The sequence below is a fragment of the Streptomyces sp. NPDC005576 genome (genome assembly GCF_042871745.1).
Taxonomy (GTDB): Bacteria; Actinomycetota; Actinomycetes; order Streptomycetales; family Streptomycetaceae; genus Streptomyces.
In genome coordinates this window covers 93916-119858 of record NZ_JBIAJC010000003.1, presented here as the reverse complement: position 1 = coordinate 119858, position 25943 = coordinate 93916, and the positions used below count along the sequence as shown (strand labels likewise).

Here is a 25943-nt window from a genome sequence, read left to right as displayed (position 1 = left end):
ACGTCCTGCGGCGGCGCACCACGTAACGCGTGTCCGGCCCGGTCCACCCCCGCGCGCGGCGCGCAAGGTGTGCTTGCAGGGAACGGGATCAGGGAACGGGCGCCGGACGAGCGAGCCGGCGCGGGACGGCGGCGGTGGCCGACGCGGCACTCCGCGCGGACGGTGCGGTGGCTGGGGGCGCCGACGCGTCCACCTGGAGGGGCGGCGGCCGCGCGGGGCAGCCCACGGGCGCCCGTGACGAACCGTCAGACCTGGTTCACGGGAAGGACGTCCGGCGACAGAGCACCCGCGTGGGCGGTGGCGGACGTGGTGCGGCGCTGGTGGTGGCGGCGGCAGAGCACCTCGTAACCGACTTCCTTGGCGGGGCGGTTGACGTCACCGACCACGACCTGCTCGCCCTCGACGACCATCTCGCCGTCCACCGTGCGGGCGTTGTGGGTGGCGCGGGCGCCGCACCAGCACAGGGCCTCCACCTGGAGTTGCTCGAGTCGGTCGGCCAGTTCGATCAGGCGCTGTGAACCGGGGAAGAGTTTCGTACGGAAGTCGGTGGTGATCCCGAAGGCGAAGACGTCCATCCCGAGGTCGTCGACGATCCGGGCGAGCTGGTCGATCTGCCGCGGGGCCAGGAACTGCGCCTCGTCCACGATCACGTAGTCCGCCTTGCCGCCCTGGGACAGCTGGTTCACCACGTACGCGTAGAGGTCCATCCCGTCGGCGGCCTCGACGGCTTCCGTCACCAGCCCCAGCCGGGACGAGAGCTTGCCCTCCCCCGCCCGGTCGTCACGGGTGAAGATCACGCCCTGGAGCCCGCGCGCGGACCTGTTGTGGCCGATCTGCAGGGCAAGCGTGCTCTTTCCGCAGTCCATCGTTCCGGAGAAGAACACAAGCTCGGGCATGAGAGGTCGGACGCCTTTCGAGATGGGGGGCCGGGGGACGCGGCGAGGGTGCGGCAGCGTCAGGTGCGCACTTCGAGGAGGGGGACGAGCTGCTCGACGGGGGTCAGCGAACCGTGCATCCCCACCATCGCGGACTCGTGCGGCTCGTTGGACGAGGCGGTGATCACCACGTCATCGTGGGCGGCGGCGACCACGTCACCGATGCGGCCGTACACGCGCTCGTCCACCTCGGGGCCGAACCAGCCGGCGGCGATCGCCTCGTCCCGGCTCGCCACCCAGAACTGTTCGCCGAGCACCTCCCGCCAGACGGTCAGCACGTCGGCCTCGGCGCCGGGCACGGCGTAGACGTGACGGGCACGGCCCTCACCGCCCAGCAGGGCGACGCCCGCGCGCAGCTCCCAGTCCTCGTCGAAGTCGATGCGGGACTGCTCGTCGAACGGGATGTCGATCATGCCGTGGTCGGCGGTGATGTAGAGCGCCGAGCGGGGCGGCAGCTGCTCGGCGAGACGCCGGGCGAGACCGTCGACGTACATCAACTGCCCGCGCCAGGCGTCGGAGTCGGTGCCGAAGCGGTGGCCCGCGCCGTCCACCTCGCTGTAGTACGTGTAGACCAGCGAGCGGTCCCCGGCTGCCAGCCGCTGGGCCGCGACGTCCATGCGTTCCTCACCGGCGAGGCGGCCGAGGAAGGAGCCGCCGCTGAGCGCGACCTTGGTCAGCGGCGTCTGCTCGAACGCGGGCGCCGAGACCTGGGCCGTACGCACTCCCGCCGCGTCGGCGAGGCCGAAGACGGTGGGGTACGGCTGCCAGACCTTCGGCGAGGTCCAGGGCTTCCAGCGGAGCTGGTTCATCAGCCTGCCGGTGGCCGGGTCGCGCACGGTGTACCCGGGCAGTCCGTGCTTCCCCGGCGGCAGGCCCGTGCCGACCGAGGCGAGGGAGGTCGCCGTCGTCGCGGGGAAGCCGGCGGTGAGGGGGCGTCCGGTGCCGCCGCGCGAGGTGGGCAGCAGGGAGTGCAGGAACGGGGCTTCGTCCGGATGCGCCGTGACCTGCTCCCAGCCGAGACCGTCGATCAGGAAGACGCAGTTGCGGTCGGCCGGGGTGAGTTCCGGGATCGACGCGGTGAAGCCGGGCACCTCCTGCCCGGCAGCCAGGGTCGGCAGCAGATCCGCGAGGGAACCGGTGCCGTACTCGGGGACGGGAGCGGTGTCGAGCGGGAGCAGTACGGGATCCTGCCAGGCGGGCTGGACCATCAGCGCTTGGTCGCCGTATTGGCTGTATTGGCCGCAGTGGCCGCGTTGGCCGCCGTGGCCGCGGTCGCCTCACTGAGCGCCTGGGCGAAGGCGAGGGTCTGCCGCACGGTGTCCGGGCCGTCGCCGGCCTCGCTGACCCGCAGGCTGAGGTCGTCGGCGGTGGAGCTGCCGGTGTAGCCGTGGTCGGCGTCGCAGTCGGGGTCGCCGCAGGCGGCCGGCTCCAGGTCGATGCGGGAGACCGCGCCCCAGCCGATGGTGAGGACGACCTCGCGGGGCAGCGAGCCGGGCACGTACTTCTCGGGGTCCGCCACGACCCGGCTCACCACGACGGACGAGATCCGGCCCAGGTGCACGGACTCCGTCGAGGTGGTCGCGTACGGCGTCGGGGACTCCGTCTCGGAGGTCTGCTCGTCGGTGTGGCTGACGATGAAGCGGGTGTCCGTCAGGACCAGGACCGTGGCATGGCGCCGGACCTCGTTGGAGTCGAAGGTCGTCTCCTGGTGCACGAGGTACGAGGCGACCGGCTCCCCGCCGACGGCGGCCTCCACCGCCTCGGCCACGAGGGCCGGGTAGTAGCCGCTGCGCTCGATCGCCGCGCGCAGCCCCTGGGTCGTCGTACCGGTCTTTGCCATGACCCCCATCTTACGGGCCCCGGTGAGCGCCGGGGACTCCACCGGGAGGGGCGGGCCGGGTCAGTAGTTCGGCAGCCGGCGGGGCCCGAGGTCGGTCCGCGCGGGCGGCGGTGCGAGCCGGACGCTCGCGCCGAGGACGGTCAGCCCGTGGGTGGCCACCACGACCGGTTCCAGGGTGACCGAGACCACCTCGGGGTGGTCGTCGACCAGGCGGGAGACCCGGAGCAGCAACTCTTCGAGCGCCCGGGTGTCGACGGGCGAGGAGCCGCGCCAGCCGAAGAGGACGGGAGCCGCGCGGATGGAGCGGATGAGTTCGGCGGCGTCCCGGTCGGTGGCCGGAACCAGCCGGTGGGCGACGTCTCCGAGGAGTTCGGAGGGGGTGCCCGCGAGACCGAAGGAGAGCACGGCCCCCGCGGCGGCGTCGATCGTGGCCCGCACCACGGTGTCGACACCCCGGGGCGCCATGGACTGCACGACGGGCTGGAGTTCGGCGGGCTTGCCGAGGAGTTCGGTGAGTTCGCCGTACGCCCGTCGCAGCGCGTCCTCCCCCGCGAGGTCGAGGCGGACGCCACCCAGGTCGGCGCGGTGACGGAGATGGGGCGCCGTGGTCTTGAGGGCGACCGGCCAGCCGAGCCGCACGGCGGCGGCAACGGCGGCGTCCGGGTCGGGGGCGGGGAGCGTCGCCCGTACGCCGATGCCGTATCCACGGAGCAACTCGCGGGCCTCGTCGTGTCCGAGCGGCCGGCCGCGCGGATCGGGGGCGGGGCCGAGCAGCGCGTCGATGAGCGCGGCGGTGCCGGGTTCGTCGATCGTGTCGTCCAGGAACTCGGGCACCCGGCCCGGGGCCGCCGCCTGGCGGCGCCACTGGGCGTACTTGACCGACTCGCTCAGCGCGCGGACGGCCCGTTCGGCGGCCGGGTAGGCGGGGATGCGGCCGGTGGGGGCCGGGGTGTGGGCCCCGGGTTCCGCGGCCGCCCCGGCGGGGGGCGACGGTACGGGGGCGGGGGCGGCCGCCTGGGCCGGGCCCGCCTCGGGGACGTCGCCCCCCGCCGGGCGCGTACCCGCCGTGGCCGCCAGGGCCTGGGCGAGTCCGCCGATCTCCAGGTGGACAACGGCCACCGGCTTGGCGGGGCCGGCGGTCCGCTCCGCCACCGCCTCGTGCAGGGCTGCCGCCAGTACCTCGCCGTCACCGCTCTGCACCTCCCCCTCGGTCCCGACCAGCGGGATCGCGGTCACGATCACCGCGTCGCATCCCGGGTCGGCGAGCGCCTCGGCGAGGGCCGCGCGGAAGTCCGCGGGCCCGGCCGCGGTGGTCAGGTCGCGGGGCGGCCTGGGGCGGAGCCCTTCCGTGAGGCAGGCGTCGTACGTGAGGAGGCCGAGCGACTCCGAGTTGCCGAGGATCGCCACCCGGGGGCCGGCGGGCAGCGGCTGGTCGGCGAGGAGGAGGGCCGCGTCGATCATCTCGGTCACCGTGTCCACCCTGATGACGCCGGCCTGCCGCATCAGCGCGGAGACCGTGGCGTCGGGGATGCGGCTGACGGGCACGGCGTGACCGGGCGGGGTGGCGCCGCTGTGCCGGGCGCCCTTGACCACCACGACCGGTTTGACGGCGGCGGTGCGGCGGGCGAGCCGGGTGAACTTGCGGGGGTTGCCGAGCGATTCCAGGTAGAGCAGGGCGACATCGGTCTCGGGGTCGTCGAACCAGTACTGGAGGAAGTCGTTGCCGGAGATGTCGGCGCGGTTCCCGGCCGAGATGAAGGTGGAGAGCCCCGCGCCGCGCCGGTGGATGCCGGAGAGGAGGGCGATGCCGATGGCACCGGACTGGGTGAAGAGGCCGATGCGGCCCGGCGCGGGGGACGCGGGGGCGAGCGAGGCGTTCATCCGGACGGCACCGGAGGTGTTGATGACGCCGAAGGCGTTCGGGCCGATGATCCGCATCCCGTGGGAGCGGGCCTGGCGGAGGAGCGCGCGCTGTCGGTCGCGGCCCTCGGCCCCCCGCTCGGCGTAGTCCGCGGAGAGGACGACCAGGCCCCGCACCCCGTGCTCCCCGCAGTCGGCGACGGCTTGGGGGACCCGTTCGGCGGGTACGGCGATGACCGCGAGGTCGACCGGCTCGCCGATACCGCCCACGGAGCGGTGCGCGGGGACCCCGTCGAGGCTGTCCTGATCGGCGGCGAAGGCGTGGTTGACGGCGTACAGGCGGCCGGTGAAACCGGAGTTCAGGAGGTTGCGGAGGACGGTCCGCCCCACCCCGCCCGGAGCGCGGCCGGTGCCGACGACGGCCACCGACGCGGGGGCCAGGAGCCGCTGGACGGAACGGGCCTCGGCGCGCTGTTCGCGGGCGCGCTGCACGGCGAGCGACTCGGCGGTCGGTTCGATGTCGAGGGTGAGGTGGACCGACCCGTCCTCGAAGCTCCGCTGCTGGGTGTAGCCGGCGTCCCGGAAGACTTTGATCATCTTGGTGTTGGCGGGCAGCACCTCGGCGGCGAAGCGCCGGATGCCGCGCTCCCGGGCGACCGCTGCGATGTGTTCGAGCAGCACCGAGGCGACACCGCGGCCCTGGTGGGAGTCCTGGACGAGGAAGGCGACCTCGGCCTCGTCGGCGGGCGCGGAGGCGGGCCGGCCCCGGTCGTCGATCCGGTCGTACCGGACGGTGGCGATGAACTCCCCTCCCACCGTGGCCGCCAGCCCCACCCGGTCGACGTAGTCGTGGTGGGTGAAGCGGTGGACGTCCCGGTCGGAGAGCCGGGGGTAGGGCGCGAAGAAGCGGTAGTACTTCGACTCGTCCGAGACCTGCTCGAAGAAGCTGACCAGCCGTCCGGCGTCGTCCGGGGTGATGGGCCCGATCCGGGCGGTGCCACCGTCCCGCAGCACCACGTCTGCCTCCCAGTGGTCGGGGTACGCGTGATGCGGACTCTGCTCCGGCGTGGGCTGCATGGGGAAAGCGTACGACCGACCCGCGCTCCGGGTCGGGTTCGCGGGGTGTCCCGGGCGCCCGGGACGTGCGGACGGCGGGTCCGGATGCGTCGGGCCTGACGCGCCGGCCGGCCCACGGGTGGCCGGGCCCGGCGGGACCGGGCCGTACGGGCACCGAATCCGCCGGACACGGGTCGCGGCGGATTCGGTGCCGGGGCAGGCTGGGAAGCCCACCGGCAGGTCCGCCGGCGGGAGGGTACGCAGGTCCACGCCCCCGTGCCACAATGGTCTAGACAAATCAATTACCGGTCAGGACATCGCAGATCCACGAAGGGCAGAACCATGGTTGAGCGCCGTGTCAACGTCGGATGGGCCGAAGGCCTGCACGCCCGCCCCGCTTCCATCTTCGTCCGCGCCGCCACGGCCTCCGGGGTTCCGGTGACGATCGCCAAGGCCGACGGCAACCCGGTCAACGCCGCGTCGATGCTCGCGGTTCTCGGGCTGGGCGCGGAGGGCGGCGAGGAGATCGTGCTCGCCTCCGGGGCGGAGGGTGCGGACGCCGCGCTCGACCGGCTGGCGAAGCTGGTCTCCGAGGGGCTCGACGAGCTCCCGGAAACGGTCTGACACGAATCCCGAAACCCCTTCCGTCGGACTTCCTGACGGAATTCTCGCTCGACCGGGCCGCACCGTCCCTCACGGACGGCGCGGCTCAGTCATTTCTCGGGCCGATCGCGCACACGTGAATTCCGGCAGCACGGAGAAGGCTCCGGATATTCGCTCCCCCATTTGTATACGGCGAGTTTGTTAATGACGGGCACCCGAGGTGTTTACGGGATGTTGCGAAGTGCTCACCCGGGACTGTTTCACCGCTCTGAGGGGCCTGCGCGGCCGGTGCGCGGCGAGCGAACGCTCCGCGTGCTGCGCGGCCAGCCCCCTCGCGCGTTCCGCGTCGCCCCGGGCGACCGCGTCCACGAGGGCGCCGTGTTCGGCCCACGACTCGACGGGGCGGACCGGCTGCTCGACGGCGTACATCCAGGCGACCTTGTGCCGGAGCTGGGTCAGCAGCGCGATGAGGCCGGGGCTGCCCGACGCCTGGGCGAGCGTCTCGTGGAACCAGCCGCCGAGGGAGCGCAGGTCCTCCCCCTCCCCCCGGCGGGCCCGCTCCTGCCCCAGCTTGACCAGCCCGCGCAGGACCTTGAGGTGCGCCTCGGTGCGGCGCTGTGCAGCCCGGGCCGCACCCAGCGGCTCCAGCAGGAGCTTCATCTCCAGGAGGTCGGCCGCCTCCTGCTCCGTGGGCTCGGCGACGCAGGCGCCGGCGTGCCTGCGGGTGACCACGAACCCCTCGGACTCCAGGGTCCGCAGCGCTTCGCGCACCGGCACGCGTGAGACGCCGTAGCGCCGCGCCAGGAGTTCCTCGGTGAGGCGACTGCCGCGTTCGTAGACGCCCGAGACGATGTCCTCACGGATTGCCGTGCATACCGAGTGCGCGGGAATGCGCATGTCCGAACCTCCGCCTTAATCCCCGCGAAACGCGGCCGATCGAAGCCTGCACCGTGACTCTATTGCAATCTGCGTGAATTTCCGATGGCGTACCGGAATTCGCACATATCTTTTGCCTGCGGTGTCTGCCTGCGGGAGGGGTTTCGGGTGATATGCCGAAGCCGCGATATGCCGGAGCCCCGGCGCGGGGCCGGGGCTCGGGGGCGATCGGCACGGGTCCGGGCCGGCCTCCATCGGTCGTCGGTCAGGGGTGTCCGGCGGCGGTCGCGCCGGACGGCGGGCGACCCGGGCGGGGTCGGGCGCCGTGGGCCCCGGCAGCGGCGGGTGGGGCCGCGGGGTCAGGCGGTGAGGCCGTGGGCCCGCAGATACGCCACGGGGTCCATGTCGGAGCCGTACTCCGGTCCGGTGCGTGCCTCGAAGTGCAGGTGCGGGCCGGTCGCGTTGCCGGTGGCGCCGGAGAGGCCGATCCGCTCCCCGGAGGAGACGCTCTGGCCGGCGAGGACACCGATCGAGGAGAGGTGGCCGTACTGGGTGTACGTGCCGTCGGTCATCCGCAGCACGATGTTGTTGCCGTACGCGCCGCCCCAGCCGGCCTCGACGACCGTGCCCGCGCCCACGGCGAGGACGGGGGTCCCGGTGGCGGCGTGGAAGTCGACGCCGGAGTGGCTGCCGGAGGACCAGAGGGAGCCGCTCGACTGGTAGCCGGTGCTGATGTAGGAGCCCGCGATGGGCAGGTGGAAGGAGTTCAGCCGGACGCGCTCGGCGGCGCGCGCGGCGCGGGCCTTCGCCTCACGGGCTTCCCTGACCCGTACGGCGGCCTCGGCCCTGGCCTTGGCTTCCGCCTTCGCCCTGACTTCCGCCCCGCGCTGCTGGGCCTCCGCCTGGTCGGCTATCCGGTCCGCGATGGAGTCGCCGAGCGTGACGGCCCCGATGAGGCCGGTCGAACCGGGTGACGGGGTGGTGGGGCCGACGGCGAGTGCCGGGGAAGCCATCGAGCCGACGACGCCGGTCGCGGCGAGGGCGCAGGCACCGGCGAACCGGGCGGTGGTACGCGTCAGACGGCCCGGGGCACGATGGGTCCCGGTGGCACGGGTGAACGCCATGGAGGAGCGGATCCTTTCCTTCCTTCTCGCCTACCGGGTTAGCTGACGGGTTCGGAGCAGGAAGGTCTCCTACGGGCGTTCGCGTCTCTCACGAGACGCGGGTGCCCGATTCACCCCAGGGACTTCACGGGTCCCCGGCTCCCCAGGCTCGCGCCTGACGGGGACTCGGCGATGACTGTCCGGCACCGCGAGTGCGGTACACAGTCGACGGACAGCCGGACCGACGCTAGGCCGCGGCGCTTTCGATCACCAAACGGACAGCGGGTTTTGTAGCACATCCCACAGGGCAGACGGGCATGCTCCCGGCAAAGGGGACAAACAGCGCGACCCCGGCGAGAGATCTCCCGCCGGGGTCGCGCTGCCGGGGCGTACCCGGTCGTCGTGCGAAGGACGGCCGGTCAGCCGTTCACGACCGTCACCTCGCCGATGCCCAGCGCGCGGACGGGCTCGGCGATCTGCGACGCGTCGCCCACCAGGACCGTCACCAGCCGGTCCACCGGGAAGGCGTTGACCACCGCGGCGGTCGCCTCGACCGTGCCGGTCTCGGCGAGTCGTGCGTACAGGTGGGCCTGGAAGTCGTCGGGCAACTGCTGCTCGACCTGGTCGGCGAGGGTCGCCGCGACCGAGGCCGCCGTCTCGAACTTGAGCGGGGCGACCCCCACGAGGTTCTGGACGGCGGTCTCGCGCTCGGCGTCCGTCAGCCCGTCCGCCGCGAGGGTCCGCAGGACCTTCCAGAGGTCGTCGAGCGCGGGGCCCGTCGACTCGGTGTCCACCGAGCCGCTGATGGCCAGCATCGCCGCACCGGCCGGCCCGGAGTCCGGGCCGCCGGCGGTGGAGCGGAGCACCTGGGCGAAGGCGCGTACGCCGTAGGTGTAGCCCTTCTCCTCGCGCAGCACCCGGTCGAGCCGCGAGGTGAGCGTGCCACCCAGGCAGTACGTACCGAGGACTTGGGCGGGCCAGACACTGTCGTGCCGGTCCGCGCCGATGCGGCCGATGAGCAGCTGCGTCTGCACGGCTCCGGGGCGGTTGACGATGACCACGCGGCCGGTGTCGTCCGCGGTGATCGGCGCCACCGGGCGGGGGGTGCCGGCGTTGCCCGACCAGTCGCCGAGGGTGTCGGCGAGGAGGGCGTCCAGGTCGATGCCGGTGAGGTCGCCGACGACGACCGCGACCGCCGTGGCGGGGCGGACGTGGGCGTCGTAGAAGGCGCGGACGGCGGCGGCGTCGATCCGCCGCACGGTGTCCTCGGTGCCCAGACGCGGGCGCGACATCCGGGCGGTGGCCGGGAACAGCTCCTTGGAGAGCTGCTTGGCCGCGCGGCGCGCGGGGTTGGCCTGCTCGTGCGGGATCTCGTCCAGGCGGTTGCCCACCAGGCGCTCGATCTCGCTGTCGGCGAAGGCGGGGGCCCGCAGCGCCTCGGCGACCAGGCCGAGCGCCTTGGCCAGCCGGGAGGCGGGCACCTCCAGCGAGACCCGGACGCCGGGGTGGTCGGCGTGCGCGTCGAGGGTGGCGCCGCAGCGCTCCAGCTCGGCGGCGAACTCCTCGGCGCTGTGCTTGTCGGTTCCCTCCGAGAGGGCGCGCGCCATGATGGTGGCGACGCCGTCCAGTCCCTCGGGTTCGGCGTCGAGCGGCGCTTCGAGGTGGATCTCGACCGCGACGACCTGCTGGCCGGGGCGGTGGCTGCGGAGCACGGTCAGCCCGTTGGGCAGGGTGCCGCGTTCGGGCGCGGGGAAGGCCCAGGGACGGGCGGTTCCCGGGGTGGGCTGCGGGTGGAAGTCCATGGCTACTCCAGTCACGGCGGCGTCGCTCACTTGCCGTCCTCCTCGTCGGCGTCGGTCTCCGCGCCGTCCTCGGCAGCGGTCCCGTCGTCCGGCTCGGCCGGTTCGACCGGCTCGTAGACCAGCACGGCACGGTTGTCGGGGCGCAGTGTGGCGGCCGCGACCTCCCGCACCTCGTCGGCGGTGATGTCGAGGACGCGCCCGACGGCCGTCAGCGCGAGCTGCGGGTCGCCGAAGAGCACGGCGAAGCGGCAGAGTTCGTCGGCACGGCCGGAGACCGTGCCGAGACGGTCGAGCCACTCGCGCTCCAACTGGGCCTGCGCGCGTTCCATCTCCTCGGGCGTCGGGCCCTCGGTGGCGAACCGCGCCAGCTCCTCGTCGACCGCGCTCTCGATGCTCTCGACTTCCACGCCGCCGGACGTCTTGACGTCCAGCCAGCCCAGCGAGGGCGCTCCGGCCAGCCGCAGCAGCCCGAATCCGGCGGCCACCGCCGTGCGGTCGCGGCGCACCAGCCGGTTGTGGAGCCGGGACGACTCGCCGCCGCCCAGGACGGTCAGGGCCAGGTCGGCGGCGTCCGCCTCACGGGTGCCATCGTGCGGCAGCCGGTAGGCGGCCATCAGCGCGCGGGCCGGGACCTCCTCGTGAACCACTTCGCGCAGCTGCCCGCCGATGGTGCCGGGGAGTGTGCCGTCGCGCGGGGGCTTCTTGCCGTCGTGGGACGGGATGGAGCCGAAGTACTTCTCGATCCAGGCGAGGGTCTCGTCGGGGTCGATGTCGCCGACGACCGAGAGCACCGCGTTGTTGGGCGCGTAGTACGTACGGAAGAACGCCTGGGCGTCCTCCAGCGTCGCCGCGTCCAGGTCCGCCATGGAGCCGATCGGCGTGTGGTGGTACGGGTGGCCCTCCGGGTAGGCGAGCGCGGTGAGCCGCTCGAACGCGGTGCCGTAGGGGACGTTGTCGTACCGCTGGCGGCGCTCGTTCTTGACGACGTCCCGCTGGTTCTCCATGGACTCTTCGTCGAGCGCGGCGAGCAACGAGCCCATCCGGTCGGCTTCCAGCCAGAGCGCGAGCTCCAGCTGGTGGGTCGGCATGGTCTCGAAGTAGTTGGTGCGCTCGAAACTCGTGGTGCCGTTGAGCGACCCGCCCGCGCCCTGGACGAGTTCGAAGTGACCGTTCCCCTTGACCTGCTTCGAGCCCTGGAACATCAGGTGCTCGAAGAGGTGCGCGAGACCGGTGCGCCCCTCCACCTCGTGACGGGAGCCGACGTCGTACCAGAGGCAGACGGCGGCGACCGGGGTCAGGTGGTCCTCGGAGAGCACCACGCGCAGGCCATTGGCCAGACGGTGCTCGGTCGCTGTCAGGCCGCCGGAGCCGGCCTGTGCGGTGGCCGTGTGACCCATGGGCATGTACGTCCCTTCGATCGCGGTACTGGACTTTCTGCCAGACCTGCCACTGTAAGCAAGCGCACGGGTACCTGGCGAAGTTCCCGTTCCTTCGATGTTGTGCTCGTTGGTAGTTCTTGACGACTGATGTTGACGCGTGGTGTCGACGCCCGCGCACAGGGGGTCGACCGGGGCGTCGGATCCGTGTCCGGAACGGCGCCGCATCCGCGTCGGGTAAGGCGTCCGGTACGGCCGGAGAACCGTGGGGAACGGGCGTCCCGGCGGGTCCCGGCAGGGCCCTTGGGACGGGTCGAGGTCGGCGCTGTCGGCGAGGCGGTCCACAATGGTCCGCGTCAGAACCTCAGGTTGCCCGACAGAATCTGTGAAGGAGTCGCAGCCGCGATGGCCCGCCGCAGCACGAAAACCCCGCCGCCGGACGACTTCGAGGAGAAGATCCTCGACATCGACGTCGTCGACGAAATGCAGGGCTCCTTCCTCGAGTACGCGTACTCGGTGATCTACTCCCGGGCCCTGCCCGACGCGCGCGACGGCATGAAGCCCGTACACCGCCGCATCGTGTCCCAGATGAACGAGATGGGACTGCGCCCCGACCGCGGGTACGTCAAGTGCGCCCGAGTGGTCGGCGAAGTCATGGGCAAGCTGCATCCCCACGGCGACGCGTCGATCTACGACGCCCTGGTGCGCATGGCGCAGCCGTTCTCCATGCGCCTCCCGCTCGTGGACGGACACGGCAACTTCGGCTCCCTCGGCAATGACGACCCGCCGGCCGCCATGCGGTACACCGAGTGCCGCATGGCCGATGCCACGTCCCTCATGACGGAGTCGATCGACGAGGACACCGTCGACTACCAGTCGAACTACGACGGGCAGGAGCAGGAGCCCGTCGTCCTCCCGGCCGCCTACCCGAACCTGCTGGTCAACGGCGCGTCCGGGATCGCGGTCGGTATGGCGACCAACATGCCGCCGCACAACCTCGGTGAGGTCGTCGCCGCCGCGCGCCACCTCATCCGGTACCCCAACGCCGACCTCGAAGCGCTGATGCGGTTCGTCCCCGGTCCCGACCTGCCGACCGGTGGCCGGATCGTGGGCCTGAGCGGCATCAAGGACGCCTACGCCGCCGGGCGTGGCACGTTCAAGATCCGGGCCACGGTCGCCGTGGAGAACGTCACCCCGAGGCGCAAGGGCCTGGTCGTCACCGAACTGCCCTTCACGGTCGGTCCGGAGAAGGTCATCTCCAAGATCAAGGACCTGGTCTCGTCGAAGAAGCTCCAGGGCATCGCCGACGTCAAGGACCTCACCGACCGCTCGCACGGGCTGCGCCTGGTCATCGAGGTGAAGAACGGCTTCGTACCGGAGGCCGTCCTGGAGCAGCTCTACAAGCTGACGCCGATGGAGGAGTCCTTCGGCATCAACAACGTCGCGCTCGTCGACGGTCAGCCGCTCACCCTGGGCCTCAAGGAGCTCCTGGAGGTCTACCTCGACCACCGCTTCGAGGTCGTGCGCCGGCGCAGCGAGTTCCGCCGCACCAAGCGGCGCGACCGGCTGCACCTGGTGGAGGGGCTGCTCGTCGCCCTCCTCGACATCGACGAGGTCATCCGGCTCATCCGGGACAGCGACAACTCCTCGGCCGCGAAGGAGCGCCTCATGGAGCGCTTCTCGCTGAGCGAGATCCAGACGCAGTACATCCTCGACACCCCGCTGCGCCGACTGACCCGGTTCGACCGGATCGAGTTGGAGAGCGAGCGCGACCGGCTCAGTGCCGAGATCGACGCTCTGACCGTGATCCTGGAGTCCGACGCCGAGCTGCGCAAGCTGGTCTCCTCCGAACTGGCCGCGGTGGCCAAGAAGTTCGGCACCGACCGGCGCACGGTGCTGCTGGAGTCGGCGGGTTCGCAGGTCTCGGCCGTACCGCTGCAGGTGGCGGACGACCCGTGCCGGGTGCTGCTCTCCTCGACCGGTCTGCTCGCCCGGACGGCCAACGCCGACCCGGTGGCCGAGGACGAGGACGCCAAGCGCGTGAAGCACGACGTGATCGTGTCCGCCGTACCGGCGACGGCGCGCGGCGAGGTGGGGGCGGTGACCTCCACCGGACGGCTGCTGCGCGTCCCGGTGATCGATCTGCCCCGGTTGCCGGACACCCACGCGGCGCCCAACCTCTCCGGCGGGGCCCCGGTGGCGGAGTTCCTCACGCTGGAGGAGGGCGAGGAGCTGATCTGCCTGACCACGCTCGACGAGGCGTCGCAGGGCCTGGCGATCGGCACTCTCCAGGGGGTGGTGAAGCGCGTCGTGCCGGACTATCCGGCCAACAAGGACGAGCTGGAGGTCATCTCCCTCAAGGAGGGCGACCGGATCGTCGGAGCCGTGGAACTGCGTACGGGTGAGGAGGACCTGGTCTTCATCTCGACCGACGCGCAGTTGCTGCGGTACCCGGCGGCCCAGGTACGCCCACAGGGGCGTGCGGCGGGCGGCATGGCCGGGATCAAGCTCTCGGACGGCGCCGAGGTGCTCTCCTTCGCCGCGGTCGAACCCGCCGCGGACGCCGCGGTGTTCACGGTGGCCGGCTCGCACGGCACGCTGGACGATTCGGTGCTCACGTCGAAGCTGACACCGTTCGACCAGTACCCGCGCAAGGGGCGGGCCACCGGCGGGGTGCGGTGCCAGCGGTTCCTCAAGGGTGAGGACGTGCTGGTCTTCGCCTGGGCCGGTCCCCTGCCCGCGCGGGCCGCGCAGCAGAACGGCACACCCGCGCGGCTCCCGGAACCCGACCCGCGCCGCGACGGTTCCGGTATCCCGCTGACCGACCCGGTGGCCTCGATCGCGGGGCCTGTGTAGGCGCCGGGCATACGGAGGACGGGTGCGGCGGGCGGGCCCCGCCCCGTCTTCCGGCGGCCCGGCGGCACGGGTGAGCCTGACGCGGCACCGCCACTACGGCAGGTCCGGTTCGGCGGGTGCGCGGCTTCCGTCGCCGGGCGGGTCCTCGCCGGGCGGGTCTTCGCCAGGCCGGTCTTCGCCAGGCCGGTCCTCGCCGGGCCGGTCGGCGGCGGGCCGGTCGGCGGCGGGCCGGTCGGCGGCGGGCCGGTCGGCGGCGACGTACCGCAGGACCCCCCACATGGCGCGCTCCAGCTCGTCCGCGTCGCGCGGCTCGGCCTCCGGCACGCCGCCGGGACCGGTGGCCCCGGGGCTCGTACCGTCCGGGCTCGTGCTGTCCGGCCCGGGCTTCCGGCAGTCCTCCAGTTCCCGCAGGAGTGACTCCCCGTCAAAACCTGACCCGATCAGTACGAGCTGGGTGAGCCTCGGCTCGTCGCGGGCCCACGGACGCGGGACGAACCGGAGGAACCGGCCCACCGCGTGGAGCAGGTAGGCGTTGCGTGGATCGGCCGCGCCGAAGTCCACGAAGCCCTTGATCCGGTACAGCCCCTCGGGCCGCGAGTCGAGGAACCTCATGAACCTGCGCGGGTCCAGGGCGATCGCGGTGGAGAGTTCGACGCTCTGGTACGAGGCGTGGGGATGGTCTCCGTGGGCTCCGCCGCGGCTCCCCGCTCCTTCGTGGTCCGCCGCTCCTTCGTGGTCCGCCTCCTCCGCCAGCAGGTCCTCGAAGGTGAGCTGGCGGGCCGCGGTCCGTTCGCTGTCGGGACGGAGCGCGGCGTCGAAGAGCAGCGAAGGATCGATCCGTCCGTGTGCGGTGGAGACGACGGCGGCGCGGTCGGTCAGTGAGGCGATCGAGGTGCGCAGCCGCGCGTGCTCCGCCGCGTCGATCCGGTCGGTCTTGTTGAGGACGACCAGATCGGCGACGGCGAGGTGCCGGTCGGTCTCCGGGTGCCGCTCGCGGGTGCGCTCGAACTCGGCCGCGTCGACGACCTCGACCAGCCCTCCGTAGACGATCCGCGGGTTCTCGCTCGCCAGCAGCATCCGTACGAGTTCCTGCGGCTCGGCGAGTCCGCTGGCCTCGATGACGATCAGATCGAGGCGGACGGCGGGCCGGGTCAGGGTGTGCAGGTAGGAGTCCAGCTCGCTGGTGTCCACCGCGCAGCACAGACAGCCATTGCCCAGCGAGACCGTCGAGCCGACCTGCCCGGCGACCGTCATGGCGTCGATCTCGATGGCCCCGAAGTCGTTCACGATCACGCCGATCCGGTTGCCGGCGCGGTTGTGAAGCAGGTGGTTGAGGAGTGTGGTCTTGCCCGAGCCGAGGAAGCCCGCGAGCACGATGACCGGGATCTGCGGGATACGGGCATCACCCGGTGGGACCGAAGGGGGCAAGACGGACCATCCTCGTGGAGCGGAGAAGCAGTGGGGGCGCCGCGGTCAGGGCGCCGGGACCGGCTGCGGCGGAGGCGTCCCGACATAGCGGGCCGCCGGTCGGATGATCTTCGAGTCCGCCGCCTGCTCCAGGATATTGGCACTCCAGCCGACCACCCGCGCCGCACAGAAGGTGGGCGTGAACATCGTCCGCGGCAGACCGCAGAGTTCCATCACGACCCCGGCGTAGAACTCGACGTTGGTGTGCAGCTCACGGCCCGGCTTGAGCTCGGCGAGGATGGCCTCCACCTGACGCTCCACCTCGACGGCGAAGTCGACGAGCGGACCGCCGAAGTCCTCGGCGATCCCCCTCAGCATGCGCGAACGCGGATCCTCGGTGCGGTAGACGGGGTGACCGAAGCCCATGATCCGTCCGCCGGAGAGGACCTGTTCGCGGATCCAGCCGTCGATGCGGTCGGGGGTGCCGATCGCATCCAGGGTGTCCAGTGCGCGGCTCGGCGCACCGCCGTGCAGGGGCCCGGAGAGGGCGCCGACCGCCGCGACCAGGCAGGCGGCCATGTCGGCACCGGTGGAGGCGACGACCCTCGCGGTGAAGGTGGACGCGTTGAACCCGTGGTCGACGGTGGAGATGAGATAGCGCTCGACGGCCCGCGCGCGGATGCCGTCGGGCACCTCACCGGTGAGCATGTACAGGTAGTTGGCGGCGTGCGGCAGATCGTCGCGCGGTTCGACGGGTTCGAGTCCCTCGCCCAGCCGGTGCAGCGCGGTCAACAGGGTGGGCACCGCCGCGCAGACGGCGAGTGCGTCCTCGCGGCGGCGTCCCCGTTCGATGTCGTACAGCGGGCGGTACCCGGCGGAGGCGCCGAGCAGGGAGAGCGCGGTACGCAACCCCGCCAGCGGGCCGGACACCGCTCCGGCGCCGGCGATGGCGGGCAGCGCCGCGCGGACCTCGTCCGGGAGGTGGCGCAGCTCGGCGGTGCGTGCGGTGAATGCGGCGCGGGCCGGTGCGTCGGGCAGCTCGCCGTGGAACATCAGGTACCAGACGTCTTCAAAGCTCCGGGTCTCCGCCAGCTCGATCGCGGAGTACTGGCGGTAGTGGTAGAAGCCCTCGGTCCCCCGGACGTCGCCCAGGGCGGTGTCGGTGACGACGACACCCGCGAGGCCGCGGGGAACGCCGGTGGGGGCGGGGCTGTGGGTCTTGGTCGGCATCGCCGGCTCCTCTTCGCGCGGTCTGGCCATGGTCTTCCGTGGCTATTGATTCGACTATCCATGCTTGACTGTATATGCGTCAACATTGATTGAATCAATATGCGATCGGAGTGGATACGGTGAGCACATGACGGATCAGGGAGCCCACGGCTTCGACACCGGGACGACCGGAATCACGGGGAGCGCCGGGACCGCGGCGGGCACCGAGCGGCTCACCACCCGTGAGACGGCCGCCCTGCTCGGCGTCAAGCCGGAGACGGTGTACGCCTATGTCAGCCGCGGCCAGCTCAGCAGCGTGCGCGCGCCCGGGGGCCGGGGCAGCACCTTCGACGCCGACGAGGTCCGGGTTCTGGCCCGGCGTACGGGCCGGCGCGAGCCCCTGCCGGCGGGCGGGGCGGATCTGGTCTTCCGTACCGGCATCACCCTCATCGACCAGGACCGCTACTACTACCGGGGCGTCGACGCGGGCGAACTCGCCCTGCGGCACGGTTACGAGGAAGTCGCCGAATGGCTCTGGACCGGCGAACTCAGGCCTGGCGTCCGCTTCTCCGCGCCGGCGCAGGCTCTGGTCGCGGCACGACGGGCCGTCGAAGCGCTTCCCGCCCACAGCGGAACGACGGACCGGCTGCGGGTCGCCGTCATCGCGGCGGCGGCCGCAGACCCCCTGCGGTTCGACCTCTCCCCCGCCTCGGTCCTGGACGCGGCGCGGGGCATGATCCCGACCCTGGTGGGTGCACTGCGACCGGCGGCCGGCGCACCCGACGGGCCGGTCACGGGCTCCGGGGCCGCCCCGGGCGACGGCCCCGACGGTGCCGGGCGCGCCGGAACGGGCCCCGACCCCGCCGATCCCGACCCCACCGACCCCGGCATCGCGGCCCGGTTGTGGCCCGCGCTCACCCCGCGCCCCGCCGACGCCGCATCACTCGCCGTGCTGGACACCGCACTCGCCCTGCTGATCGACCATGACCTCGCGGCGTCCACCCTGGCCGTGCGGGTGGCCGCCTCCGCGCACGCACACCCGTACGCCGTCGTCTCGGCGGGGCTCGGGGCCTTGGAGGGACCGCTGCACGGCGCGGCCAGCGGGCTCGCCCACCGGATGCTCCGCGAGGTCGTCGAGAGGGGCGGTGCCGCACCGGTCGTCGCCGACCACCTGCGCGCCGGAAGACGGGTCCCCGGACTGGGTCACCGGCTCTACCAGGGCGAAGACCCTCGGGCGCGGGTCCTGTTCACCCTGCTGGAGGGCGTGCCCGAGGCCGCGTCGGCGCTCGCCGCAGCGCATGACGTGGTGTCGACCGCAGCCCGGCACGTACCTCTGCACGCCAACGTCGATCTGGCGCTGGCCGTGCTGTCGGTCTCCGCGGGCATGCCCGCAGAGGCGGGCGAGACCGTGTTCGCGGTGGCCCGTACGGCGGGCTGGATCGCGCACGCGCTGGAGGAGTACGCGGAACGGCCCCTGCGCCTGCGCCCCCGCGGCCAGTACACCGGACCGCCCCCGCCGCAGGCAATGCCCGCACCGGCCACCCCTCCGGCCTCCGGGAGCGGCTCCACCCACGCAAGATAGCGACAGATCAACGCGAATTATCGCGCGGCGGCGGGGCGGTCGAGCCGCGCACCACCAGTTCCGGCTCGAAGAGCAGTTCGTCGGAGGGCACCGTCTTGCCCCCGATCTGCACGGACAGCAACTCGACGGCCGCCCGGCCCATGGCCTCGATGGGCTGACGGACCGTTGTCAGGGGCGGTTCGGTGCAGTTCATGAAGGCGGAGTCGTCGTATCCGACCACCGACACGTCGCGCGGCACGGAGAGCCCCCGGCGGCGGACCGCGCGCACCGCGCCGAGCGCGAGCGGGTCGCTGCCGCAGATGATGCCGGTGACCTCCCGGTCGAGCAGCCGGGAGGCCGCCGCCTGGCCGCCCTCCAGCGAGAACATGGCCCGCGCCACGTGTTCGTCCGGGATCGTCGACCCGTACTCACGGGCCAGCTGCCGTGCAGCGTCGAGCTTGCGCTGGGAGGGGACGTGGTCGGTGGGGCCGAGCACCAGACCGATCCGCTCGTGACCCAGCGAGGCGAGGTGCCGCCACGCCTGCTCGACCGCGACGGAGTCGTCGCAGGAGACGCCCGGGAAGCCGAGTTCGGCGATGGCCGCGTTGATCAGGACGACGGGGATGCGACGGTCGGCGAGCACCTTGTAATGGTCGTGGGCGGCGTCCGCCTGGTGGTAGAGGCCGCCGGCGAAGACCACGCCGGACACCTGCTGCTGGAGCAGCAGGTCCACGTAGTCCGCCTCGGAGACTCCGCCCTTGGTCTGCGTGCAGAGCACGGGCGTGAGCCCCTGCTGGGCAAGGGCGCCGCCGACCACTTCGGCGAAGGCGGGGAAGATGGGGTTCTGGAGCTCGGGGAGAACGAGTCCGACCAGCCTGGCCCGTTCGCCCCGCAGCTGGGTCGGGCGCTCATAGCCGAGCACGTCGAGTGCGGAGAGCACCGCCTGCCGGGTGGCGTCCGAGACGCCTGGCTTACCGTTCAGGACCCGGCTGACCGTGGCCTCACTGACCCCAACCTTCTGTGCCACCTGAGCAAGTCGTCGCGTCATGCGCGCAAGATTAGCGCAAGGCACGCAAACCGATTGCGTGCCCGCGAAATCCGCCGCTCACCCCACCCCGGCTGCTGTCACACGCGTCGTCGGCCGTCACACCCCTGCGGACTGCTGTATGACCGTCCCCCCTCCCGGCGGACCGCCCGGCTGCTCCCTGTCACCCCGCTCCTCCGGGTGTCAGACAGCCCCGGCCCCGGTCAGCGACCGGACCTCCGGCTCGGCGTGCTTGTCCTCGTCGGCCGACTCGTCCGAGGTCACCGTGCCGATCCACCCCGCGAGGAACCCGAGCGGAATGGAGACGAGACCGGGATTCTCCAGCGGGAAGATCTGGAAGTCGACCCCGGGGAAGAGGGAGGTGGGCGCCCCGGAGACGACCGGCGAGAGGAGTACGAGAAGCAGAGCCGGGACCAGCCCCCCATAGACGGCCCAGACCGCACCACGCGTCGTGAAGCTCTTCCAGAAGAGCGAGTAGAGGAGCGCGGGGACGTTCGCCGAGGTGGCCACCGCGAAGGCCAGCCCGACGAGGAAGGCCACGTTGAGGTCCTGGGCGAGCAGGCCCAGCCCGATGGCGACCGCCCCGATCCCGACGGCAGCCACCCTGGCCACCGCGACCTCGCCGAACGGCTTGCCGCCCAGGCGGCGGAGGGAGGCGTAGAGGTCGTGGGCGACCGAGGCCGAGGAGGCGAGGGTGATCCCGGCGACCACGGCCAGGATCGTGGCGAAGGCGATGGCGGCGACCACGGCGAAGAGAATCGTTCCGCCCGTGGTCCCCTCCCCGCCGCCGAGCGCCAGCGCCAGCAGCGGAACGGCGGTGTTCCCGGCCTCGCTGGAGGACCGGACCTCGGCCGGCCCGACGAGCGCTGCCGCGCCGAAACCGAGCACGATCGTCATCAGGTAGAAGCTGCCGATCAGCCCGATCGACCAGACGACGGACCGCCGGGCCGCACGGGCCGTCGGCACCGTGTAGAAGCGGGACAGCATGTGCGGCAGCCCGGCCGTACCGAGGACCAGCGCCAGTCCGAGGCTGATGAAGTCGAAGCGCGCCTTCGGACTGCCGCCGTACCTGAGGCCCGGCACGAGGAAGTCCGCGCCGTGGCCGCTGCGTTGGGCGGCGGTGTTGAGCAACGCGTTGACATCACCGTGGAACCGGACCAGGACGGCCACGGTGAGGGCGATGGTGCCCGCCATGAGGAGGACCGCCTTGACGATCTGGATCCATGTGGTGGCCCGCATACCGCCGAAGGAGACGTAGACCACCATGAGCGCGCCGACCCCGACCACGGTCCAGGAGCGGGTGGCACCGCTGGCGCCGCCCAGGAGAAGGGCGACCAGGCTGCCGGCGCCGACCATCTGCGCGACGAGGTACAGCACGGAAACGGTCACCGACGACGCGCCGACGGCGGTGCGTACGGGGCGCTCCGCCATACGGGCGGCCACCACGTCGGCGAGGGTGAAGCGCCCGCAGTTGCGCACGAGTTCGGCCACCAGGAGCAGAACGACCAGCCAGGCGACGAAGAACCCGACCGAGTACAGCATGCCGTCGTAACCGAAGGGCGATGAGCCCGGAGATGCCGAGGAACGAGGCGGCCGACATGTAGTCACCGGCTAGGGCGAAGCCGTTCTCGATGGGGGAGAACAGCCGGCCCCCGGCATAGAACTCCTCGGCGGAGCCCTGGCGGGTGCGGCCGGCCCAGGTGGTGATACCGAGGGTGAGGGCGATGAACGCGCTGAACAACACCAGTGCGAGCGTCTGGTGGTCCCCGCTCAACGCTCGACACCCCGCGTCAACTCCTGGGTGTCCCAGCGCAGTTCCAGCGCCGCCCGGTCCCGGCGCAGCCGCGCGTGCCGCGCGTACGCCCAGGTCAACAGGAAGGTGGTGAGGAACTGGCCGAGCCCGGCGACCATGGCGACGTTCACCGCTCCGGCCACCGGCCGCGCCATCAACCCAGGTGCCCCGGTGGCCGCCACCACGTACGCGAGGTACCAGAGGAGGAACGCGACGGTCGCCGGAACGACGAATCTCCGGTACCGACGGCGCACTTCGCGGAACGCCTCGCTCCGCTGGACCTCTCGGTAGATGTCGGCGGCGCTGAGGTCGCTCCGCGGAGCCCCGGGGACGGGCGACGCGTCGGGAACCACTGCCTCCGCACCGTCCTGCTCGCCCCGTCCGGTCGCCGGTGCGCCGCACCACGGGTCGTCGAGCCGCGTCACCGCGGCCTTGCGCCCTGCTTCCTCGTCCACCGAAGCACTCCCTTGTCCGCGAACCTTTTCGGCCACTCGGCCAAGAGTGTCCGGACAGGGTGGACCGCGGATGCGGCATGCGTCGCATTCACCTGTTCAGGTGACATCCGCAGGAGGTGCCCCGGCGAGCCCTCGTACGTATGCCTGACCCTGCGGCCGACGGATCGGCCCGGGATCCGCTCCGGGATGGAGAACGCCTCTCCACCCGCGGGTGGAGAGGCGCAGAGGGACGGAGAGTGACGAGAGGGCTCAGGCGTCGATGCGTGAGCGGTCCAGAGTGGCCGCCGAGTTCGTGATGAACTCCTTGCGGGGTGCGACCTCGTTGCCCATCAGCAGGTCGAAGACGCCCTCCGCCGACTCCAGGTCGCCGATGTTGATCCGCCGCAGGGTCCGGAACCGGGGGTCCATCGTGGTCTCGGCCAGCTGGTCGGCGTCCATCTCGCCCAGCCCCTTGTAGCGCTGGATGGAGTCCTTGAAGCGGACGTTCTTGCGCCGCAGGTCCACCAGCGTCTGGCGCAGTTCGCCGTCCGAGTACGTGTAGATGTACTTGTCCTGGCCCTTCTTCGGCTGGACCAGCTCGATGCGGTGCAGCGGGGGCACCGCGGCGAAGACCCGGCCCGCTTCCACCATCGGCCGCATGTACCGCTGGAAGAGCGTGAGCAGCAGGATGCGGATGTGCGCGCCGTCGACATCGGCGTCCACCAGCAGCACGATCTTGCCGTAGCGGGCGGCGTCGATGTCGAAGGTCCGGCCGGACCCCGCCCCTATGACCTGGATGATCGCTCCGCATTCGGCGTTCTTCAGCATGTCCGACACGGACGCCTTCTGCACGTTCAGGATCTTGCCGCGGATGGGCAGCAGTGCCTGGAACTCGCTGTTGCGCGCGAGCTTGGCCGTGCCGAGGGCGGAGTCCCCCTCGACGATGAAGAGCTCGCTGCGCTCCACGTCGTCGCTGCGGCAGTCGGCCAGCTTCGCCGGCAGGGACGAGGACTCCAGGGCGGTCTTGCGCCGCTGGGCGTCCTTGTGCTGCCGCGCGGCGATGCGCGTGCGGGCGGCGGCAACGGCCTTGTCGAGCACCGCCCGGGCCTGCGCCTTCGCGTCCCGCCTGGTCGACGTCAGGAATGCCTTGAGCTCCTTGGCCACCACGTTGGCGACGATGCGGTTGGCGGCCGAGGTGCCGAGCACCTCCTTGGTCTGCCCCTCGAACTGGGGCTCGGCGAGCCGGACGGTGACGACCGCCGTGAGGCCCTCCAGGGCGTCGTCCTTGACGACGTCGTCCTCGGCGACACGGAGCAGCTTGGCCGCCCGTAGCGACTCATTGACCGTACGGGTCAGCGAGCGCTCGAATCCGGCCACATGGGTGCCGCCCTTGGGGGTGGCGATGATGTTCACGAAGGACTTGACCACGGTGTCGTACCCGGTGCCCCAGCGCAGTGCGATGTCGACGGCCAGCTCGCGGGTGACCTCGGTGGGGGTCATGTGTCCGCGCTCGTCCAGGACCGGGACGGTCTCCTTGAAGGTGCCCTGTCCGGTCAGCCGCTGCACGTCGCAGACGGCCTTGTCCTGGGCGAGGAACTCGCAGAATTCGCTGATGCCGCCGTCGAAGCGGAAGGTCTCCTCCGTCTTGCCCTCGCCGGCCAGGCCACGCTCGTCGCGTACGACGATGGTGAGTCCGTTCACGAGGAAGGCCGTCTGGCGGGCGCGCTGGTACAGCGTCTCGAGGTCGAGCTTGGCGTCCTTGAGGAAGATCTGCCGGTCCGCCCAGTACCTGATCCTGGTGCCGGTGCGCGCCTTGGGCACCCGCTTGGTCCTGCGAAGCCCGTTCGCCGGGTCGAACGGGCTGTCCGGCCCCTGCTCGGCGAACGCGCCCGGCACTCCCCGGCGGAAGCTGATGGAGTGGGTGGAGCTGTTCCGGTCGACCTCCACGTCGAGCCGCGCGGAGAGCGCGTTGACGACCGAGGCACCCACGCCGTGGAGGCCGCCGGAGGCCGCGTACGAGCCGCCGCCGAACTTGCCGCCCGCGTGGAGCTTGGTCATGACGACCTCCACGCCGGAGAGCCCGGTCTTGGGCTCGACGTCGACGGGGATGCCACGGCCGTTGTCGCGGACCTCGACCGAGGAGTCTTCGTGGAGGATCACTTCGATGTGGTCGCAGTACCCACCGAGGGCCTCGTCGACCGAGTTGTCGATGATCTCCCAGAGGCAGTGCATGAGGCCGCGGCTGTCCGTCGACCCGATGTACATGCCGGGGCGTTTGCGGACGGCCTCCAGCCCTTCGAGGACGAGAAGGTGCCGCGCGGTGTAGTTGGAGCTGTCCCTGTCGACGACGCCGCCGGCTCCGGTCAGCAGCGCAGTGGACGGCACGGACGTATCGGCGGTCACGCGGTTCGCTCCTCGCTGAATTTCAATGTGGGCCCGTTTGGGTATCAGGCACGGCCGTGGTGGCCGCTGAAAGCCTACCGAGGCCTGGTAGAGCGGTTGTCACGCCACCCTCGGGGGAATCATCATGCTAGTCGAGCCTCCCAACGGATCGCATGGATGTTCGATCAAGTCTCCGAGTGACATGCACATCACGTTCCCTTTGAGGCATGAACCATTTAGGCTCCGGGCACGTCCTCATGAACAACCGGCAAGCCAGCCGGAGGACCGACCCGACACCAGCAACGCGAAACCGTAGCGCTCCGCGACGGCACTTCGCCCAAACCGTCGGCACTCCAGCCACCTGAAAAGAAGTTTTCGAAGAAATGCCACGAGCGGGAACGTTTTCGGCCTGGTTGGATGTTGACCCTGGTACGACAGCTCGTCGAGCTAGAGAAGAGGCGACGTGACTACTGTTCTGACCCCCGTGAGCCCGCTGACCGCAGCAGACCGCTGCGACCGTTGCGGCGCCCAGGCCTATCTGCGCGTCGTCCTCACCAGCGGCGGTGAACTGCTCTTCTGTGCCCACCACGGGCGCAAGTTCGAGCCGGAACTCAAGAAGATCGCCGCGGAAATACAGGATGAGACGGATCGGCTCACCGCCGTACAGGCCGGTGCCGCCGACGAGGCACAACACTGACACCTCGCATCCACGACGAGCCATGGGCCGGTCCCTGACCGTCCGACGGGCGGCTTCCCCGGTGTGGGGGAGGCCGCCCGTTCTCATGTGCTCCGTTCCGCGTTCGTTCCGCGTTCGTCCCGCCTGGAGCGAGGCGGGGGGCGAGGAGAGGCCGGGCGAGGGGCTGCCGCCCCTCAGATCCTGCCCGCCGCCCAGGCGACCGCGGCGGAGACCCGGGTGTAGACCCCCGGGCTGTCGGCCCGCGCGCAGCCGTTGCCCCAGGAGACGAGACCGATGAGGCGTCCGTCGACCACCAGTGGCCCCCCGCTGTCACCCTGGCACGCGTCGTAACCACCTTCGGGGTTGCCGGCGCAGACCATCGAGGAAGCGTCGTACGTACCGCGGGAGCCGCCGGGATACGCGGTGGCGCACGCCTCGTCCGACAGCACCTGCACCGGGGCCGCCCGCAGCGTCGACGCGTACGTCCCGTACCCCGTCGTGTCCCCCCACCCGTAGACGAGCCCCTGCCCGCCCGCGAGGTAGGCGCTGTCACCGTCCCGGGCGACCGGGATCGGACTTCCCTCCGGAAGCGCTTCGGCCAGCGTCAGCACGGCGGCGTCGCCCACGTTGGTGGAGGGGTTGTACGAGGGGTTGATCCATGCCTCCTCGACCGGGATCTCCCGCCCCCCGGCATCGCGCAGATCGTCCCGCCCCGCGATGATCCGCAGGTCCGGCACATCGGCCACCTCCCCCCCGAGCACGTCGGAGCCGAGACAGTGGGCCGCGGTCAGCACCTTGGTGGGAGCGACCACCACCGCCCCGCAGAACTGCCCGCCGCGTGACTCCCCGAACAGGGCGCGGCTGGAGAGAGCCACCACCCACGGGCTGTCCGCCACGCTGACGGGCTCTCCTCCGATGATGATGCTGTCGATCGCGGCGGACGCCGGGGACCCGGCCGCCAGAGCGGCGGCCGCCGTCAGCGCCGCCGCTCCGGTCAAGGCACGAGCGAACCTGTGGGACATGGACACTCCTGACTCCGAGGTGGATATCACCTACTCAGAGTCATTCAGTCCGAAGCTGCCCGCACCCCCAAAGGGAACGGCCGGGGGCCCGGAACCGACTGGTCCGGG

General features: G+C 71.7%; 18 protein-coding genes, 1 pseudogene and 1 riboswitch. Of the genes and pseudogenes, 4 read left to right on the top strand and 15 right to left on the bottom strand.

Features of this window, described 5'->3' with window-relative positions; genetic code table 11:
- Positions 1-245: 245 nt before the first annotated feature.
- The 4 genes from ACFYPN_RS06710 to ACFYPN_RS06695 are packed head-to-tail and all read right to left on the bottom strand — an operon-like array spanning position 246 to position 5712.
- Positions 246-896 carry a thymidine kinase gene (locus ACFYPN_RS06710; RefSeq protein WP_358763247.1) on the bottom strand — a complete coding sequence of 217 codons (651 nt, stop codon included), beginning with the start codon at positions 894-896 and terminating at the stop codon, positions 246-248.
- Between the two features lie 59 nt (positions 897-955).
- Complete coding sequence (locus ACFYPN_RS06705; RefSeq protein WP_358763245.1) at positions 956-2143, bottom strand: nucleotide pyrophosphatase/phosphodiesterase family protein; 1188 nt, start codon at positions 2141-2143, stop codon at positions 956-958.
- Positions 2143-2775 (bottom strand): DUF5998 family protein, encoded by a 633-nt coding sequence (locus tag ACFYPN_RS06700; protein WP_358763243.1) that lies wholly within the window; start codon positions 2773-2775, stop codon positions 2143-2145. The genes ACFYPN_RS06705 and ACFYPN_RS06700 overlap by 1 nt, the downstream gene beginning before the upstream one ends.
- Positions 2776-2835: 60 nt before the next feature.
- Entirely contained in the window at positions 2836-5712 is a 2877-nt protein-coding gene (locus tag ACFYPN_RS06695; RefSeq protein ID WP_389297067.1) for a GNAT family N-acetyltransferase, read from the bottom strand.
- A 321-nt stretch (positions 5713-6033) separates the two neighbouring features.
- Between ACFYPN_RS06695 and ACFYPN_RS06690 the strand changes: the two genes are divergently transcribed.
- Positions 6034-6315, top strand: coding sequence for an HPr family phosphocarrier protein (locus tag ACFYPN_RS06690; RefSeq protein WP_358763239.1), 282 nt, complete (start codon positions 6034-6036; stop codon positions 6313-6315).
- Positions 6316-6495: 180 nt separating this feature from the next.
- Here ACFYPN_RS06690 and ACFYPN_RS06685 read toward each other — a convergent pair whose 3' ends face one another.
- The 4 genes from ACFYPN_RS06685 to ACFYPN_RS06670 all read right to left on the bottom strand — a co-directional run bounded on the left by ACFYPN_RS06685 (position 6496) and on the right by ACFYPN_RS06670 (position 11478).
- Positions 6496-7191 carry a GntR family transcriptional regulator gene (locus tag ACFYPN_RS06685; protein ID WP_358763237.1) on the bottom strand — a complete coding sequence of 232 codons (696 nt, stop codon included), beginning with the start codon at positions 7189-7191 and terminating at the stop codon, positions 6496-6498.
- A 338-nt stretch (positions 7192-7529) separates the two neighbouring features.
- A complete protein-coding gene (locus tag ACFYPN_RS06680) occupies positions 7530-8294 on the bottom strand; it encodes a M23 family metallopeptidase (protein ID WP_389297064.1) in 765 nt (254 codons plus the stop codon).
- Between the two features lie 12 nt (positions 8295-8306).
- Positions 8307-8475, bottom strand: a riboswitch (cyclic di-AMP (ydaO/yuaA leader).
- A gap of 217 nt (positions 8476-8692) precedes the next feature.
- Positions 8693-10075: a pitrilysin family protein gene (locus ACFYPN_RS06675; protein ID WP_358763291.1), complete on the bottom strand. Its 1383-nt coding sequence runs from the start codon at positions 10073-10075 to the stop codon at positions 8693-8695.
- Between the two features lie 26 nt (positions 10076-10101).
- A complete protein-coding gene (locus tag ACFYPN_RS06670; protein WP_358763233.1) occupies positions 10102-11478 on the bottom strand; it encodes a pitrilysin family protein in 1377 nt (458 codons plus the stop codon).
- A 378-nt stretch (positions 11479-11856) separates the two neighbouring features.
- Between ACFYPN_RS06670 and ACFYPN_RS06665 the strand changes: the two genes are divergently transcribed.
- On the top strand, positions 11857-14307 hold the full coding sequence (locus tag ACFYPN_RS06665; protein ID WP_358763231.1) for a DNA topoisomerase IV subunit A: 2451 nt from the start codon (positions 11857-11859) through the stop codon (positions 14305-14307).
- Between the two features lie 93 nt (positions 14308-14400).
- On the opposite strand, the gene ACFYPN_RS06660 is transcribed toward ACFYPN_RS06665, so the two are convergent.
- Both ACFYPN_RS06660 and ACFYPN_RS06655 read right to left on the bottom strand, forming a co-directional pair.
- Positions 14401-15735, bottom strand: coding sequence for a GTP-binding protein (locus tag ACFYPN_RS06660; RefSeq protein WP_389297061.1), 1335 nt, complete (start codon positions 15733-15735; stop codon positions 14401-14403).
- Positions 15736-15780: 45 nt separating this feature from the next.
- Positions 15781-16944 (bottom strand): citrate synthase/methylcitrate synthase, encoded by a 1164-nt coding sequence (locus ACFYPN_RS06655; RefSeq protein ID WP_358763227.1) that lies wholly within the window; start codon positions 16942-16944, stop codon positions 15781-15783.
- Positions 16945-17071: 127 nt separating this feature from the next.
- On the opposite strand from ACFYPN_RS06655, the gene ACFYPN_RS06650 reads away from it, so the two are divergent.
- Complete coding sequence (locus ACFYPN_RS06650) at positions 17072-18505, top strand: citrate/2-methylcitrate synthase (protein WP_389297059.1); 1434 nt, start codon at positions 17072-17074, stop codon at positions 18503-18505.
- 7 nt (positions 18506-18512) lie between these two features.
- On the opposite strand, the gene ACFYPN_RS06645 is transcribed toward ACFYPN_RS06650, so the two are convergent.
- The 4 genes and pseudogenes from ACFYPN_RS06645 to ACFYPN_RS06630 form a co-directional block, all read right to left on the bottom strand.
- On the bottom strand, positions 18513-19532 hold the full coding sequence (locus tag ACFYPN_RS06645; RefSeq protein ID WP_358763223.1) for a LacI family DNA-binding transcriptional regulator: 1020 nt from the start codon (positions 19530-19532) through the stop codon (positions 18513-18515).
- Positions 19533-19712: 180 nt separating this feature from the next.
- Positions 19713-21303: pseudogene (locus tag ACFYPN_RS06640) on the bottom strand (cation acetate symporter).
- Positions 21300-21776, bottom strand: coding sequence for a DUF485 domain-containing protein (locus ACFYPN_RS06635; RefSeq protein WP_358763221.1), 477 nt, complete (start codon positions 21774-21776; stop codon positions 21300-21302). Before ACFYPN_RS06635 ends, ACFYPN_RS06640 begins: the two are co-directional and overlap by 4 nt.
- 249 nt (positions 21777-22025) lie before the next feature.
- Complete coding sequence (locus ACFYPN_RS06630; RefSeq protein ID WP_358763219.1) at positions 22026-24158, bottom strand: DNA topoisomerase IV subunit B; 2133 nt, start codon at positions 24156-24158, stop codon at positions 22026-22028.
- Positions 24159-24600: 442 nt separating this feature from the next.
- Between ACFYPN_RS06630 and ACFYPN_RS06625 the strand changes: the two genes are divergently transcribed.
- Positions 24601-24834: a hypothetical protein gene (locus ACFYPN_RS06625; protein WP_358763218.1), complete on the top strand. Its 234-nt coding sequence runs from the start codon at positions 24601-24603 to the stop codon at positions 24832-24834.
- Positions 24835-25007: 173 nt separating this feature from the next.
- On the opposite strand, the gene ACFYPN_RS06620 is transcribed toward ACFYPN_RS06625, so the two are convergent.
- Positions 25008-25835: a S1 family peptidase gene (locus ACFYPN_RS06620; RefSeq protein ID WP_389297055.1), complete on the bottom strand. Its 828-nt coding sequence runs from the start codon at positions 25833-25835 to the stop codon at positions 25008-25010.
- Positions 25836-25943: the final 108 nt, after the last annotated feature.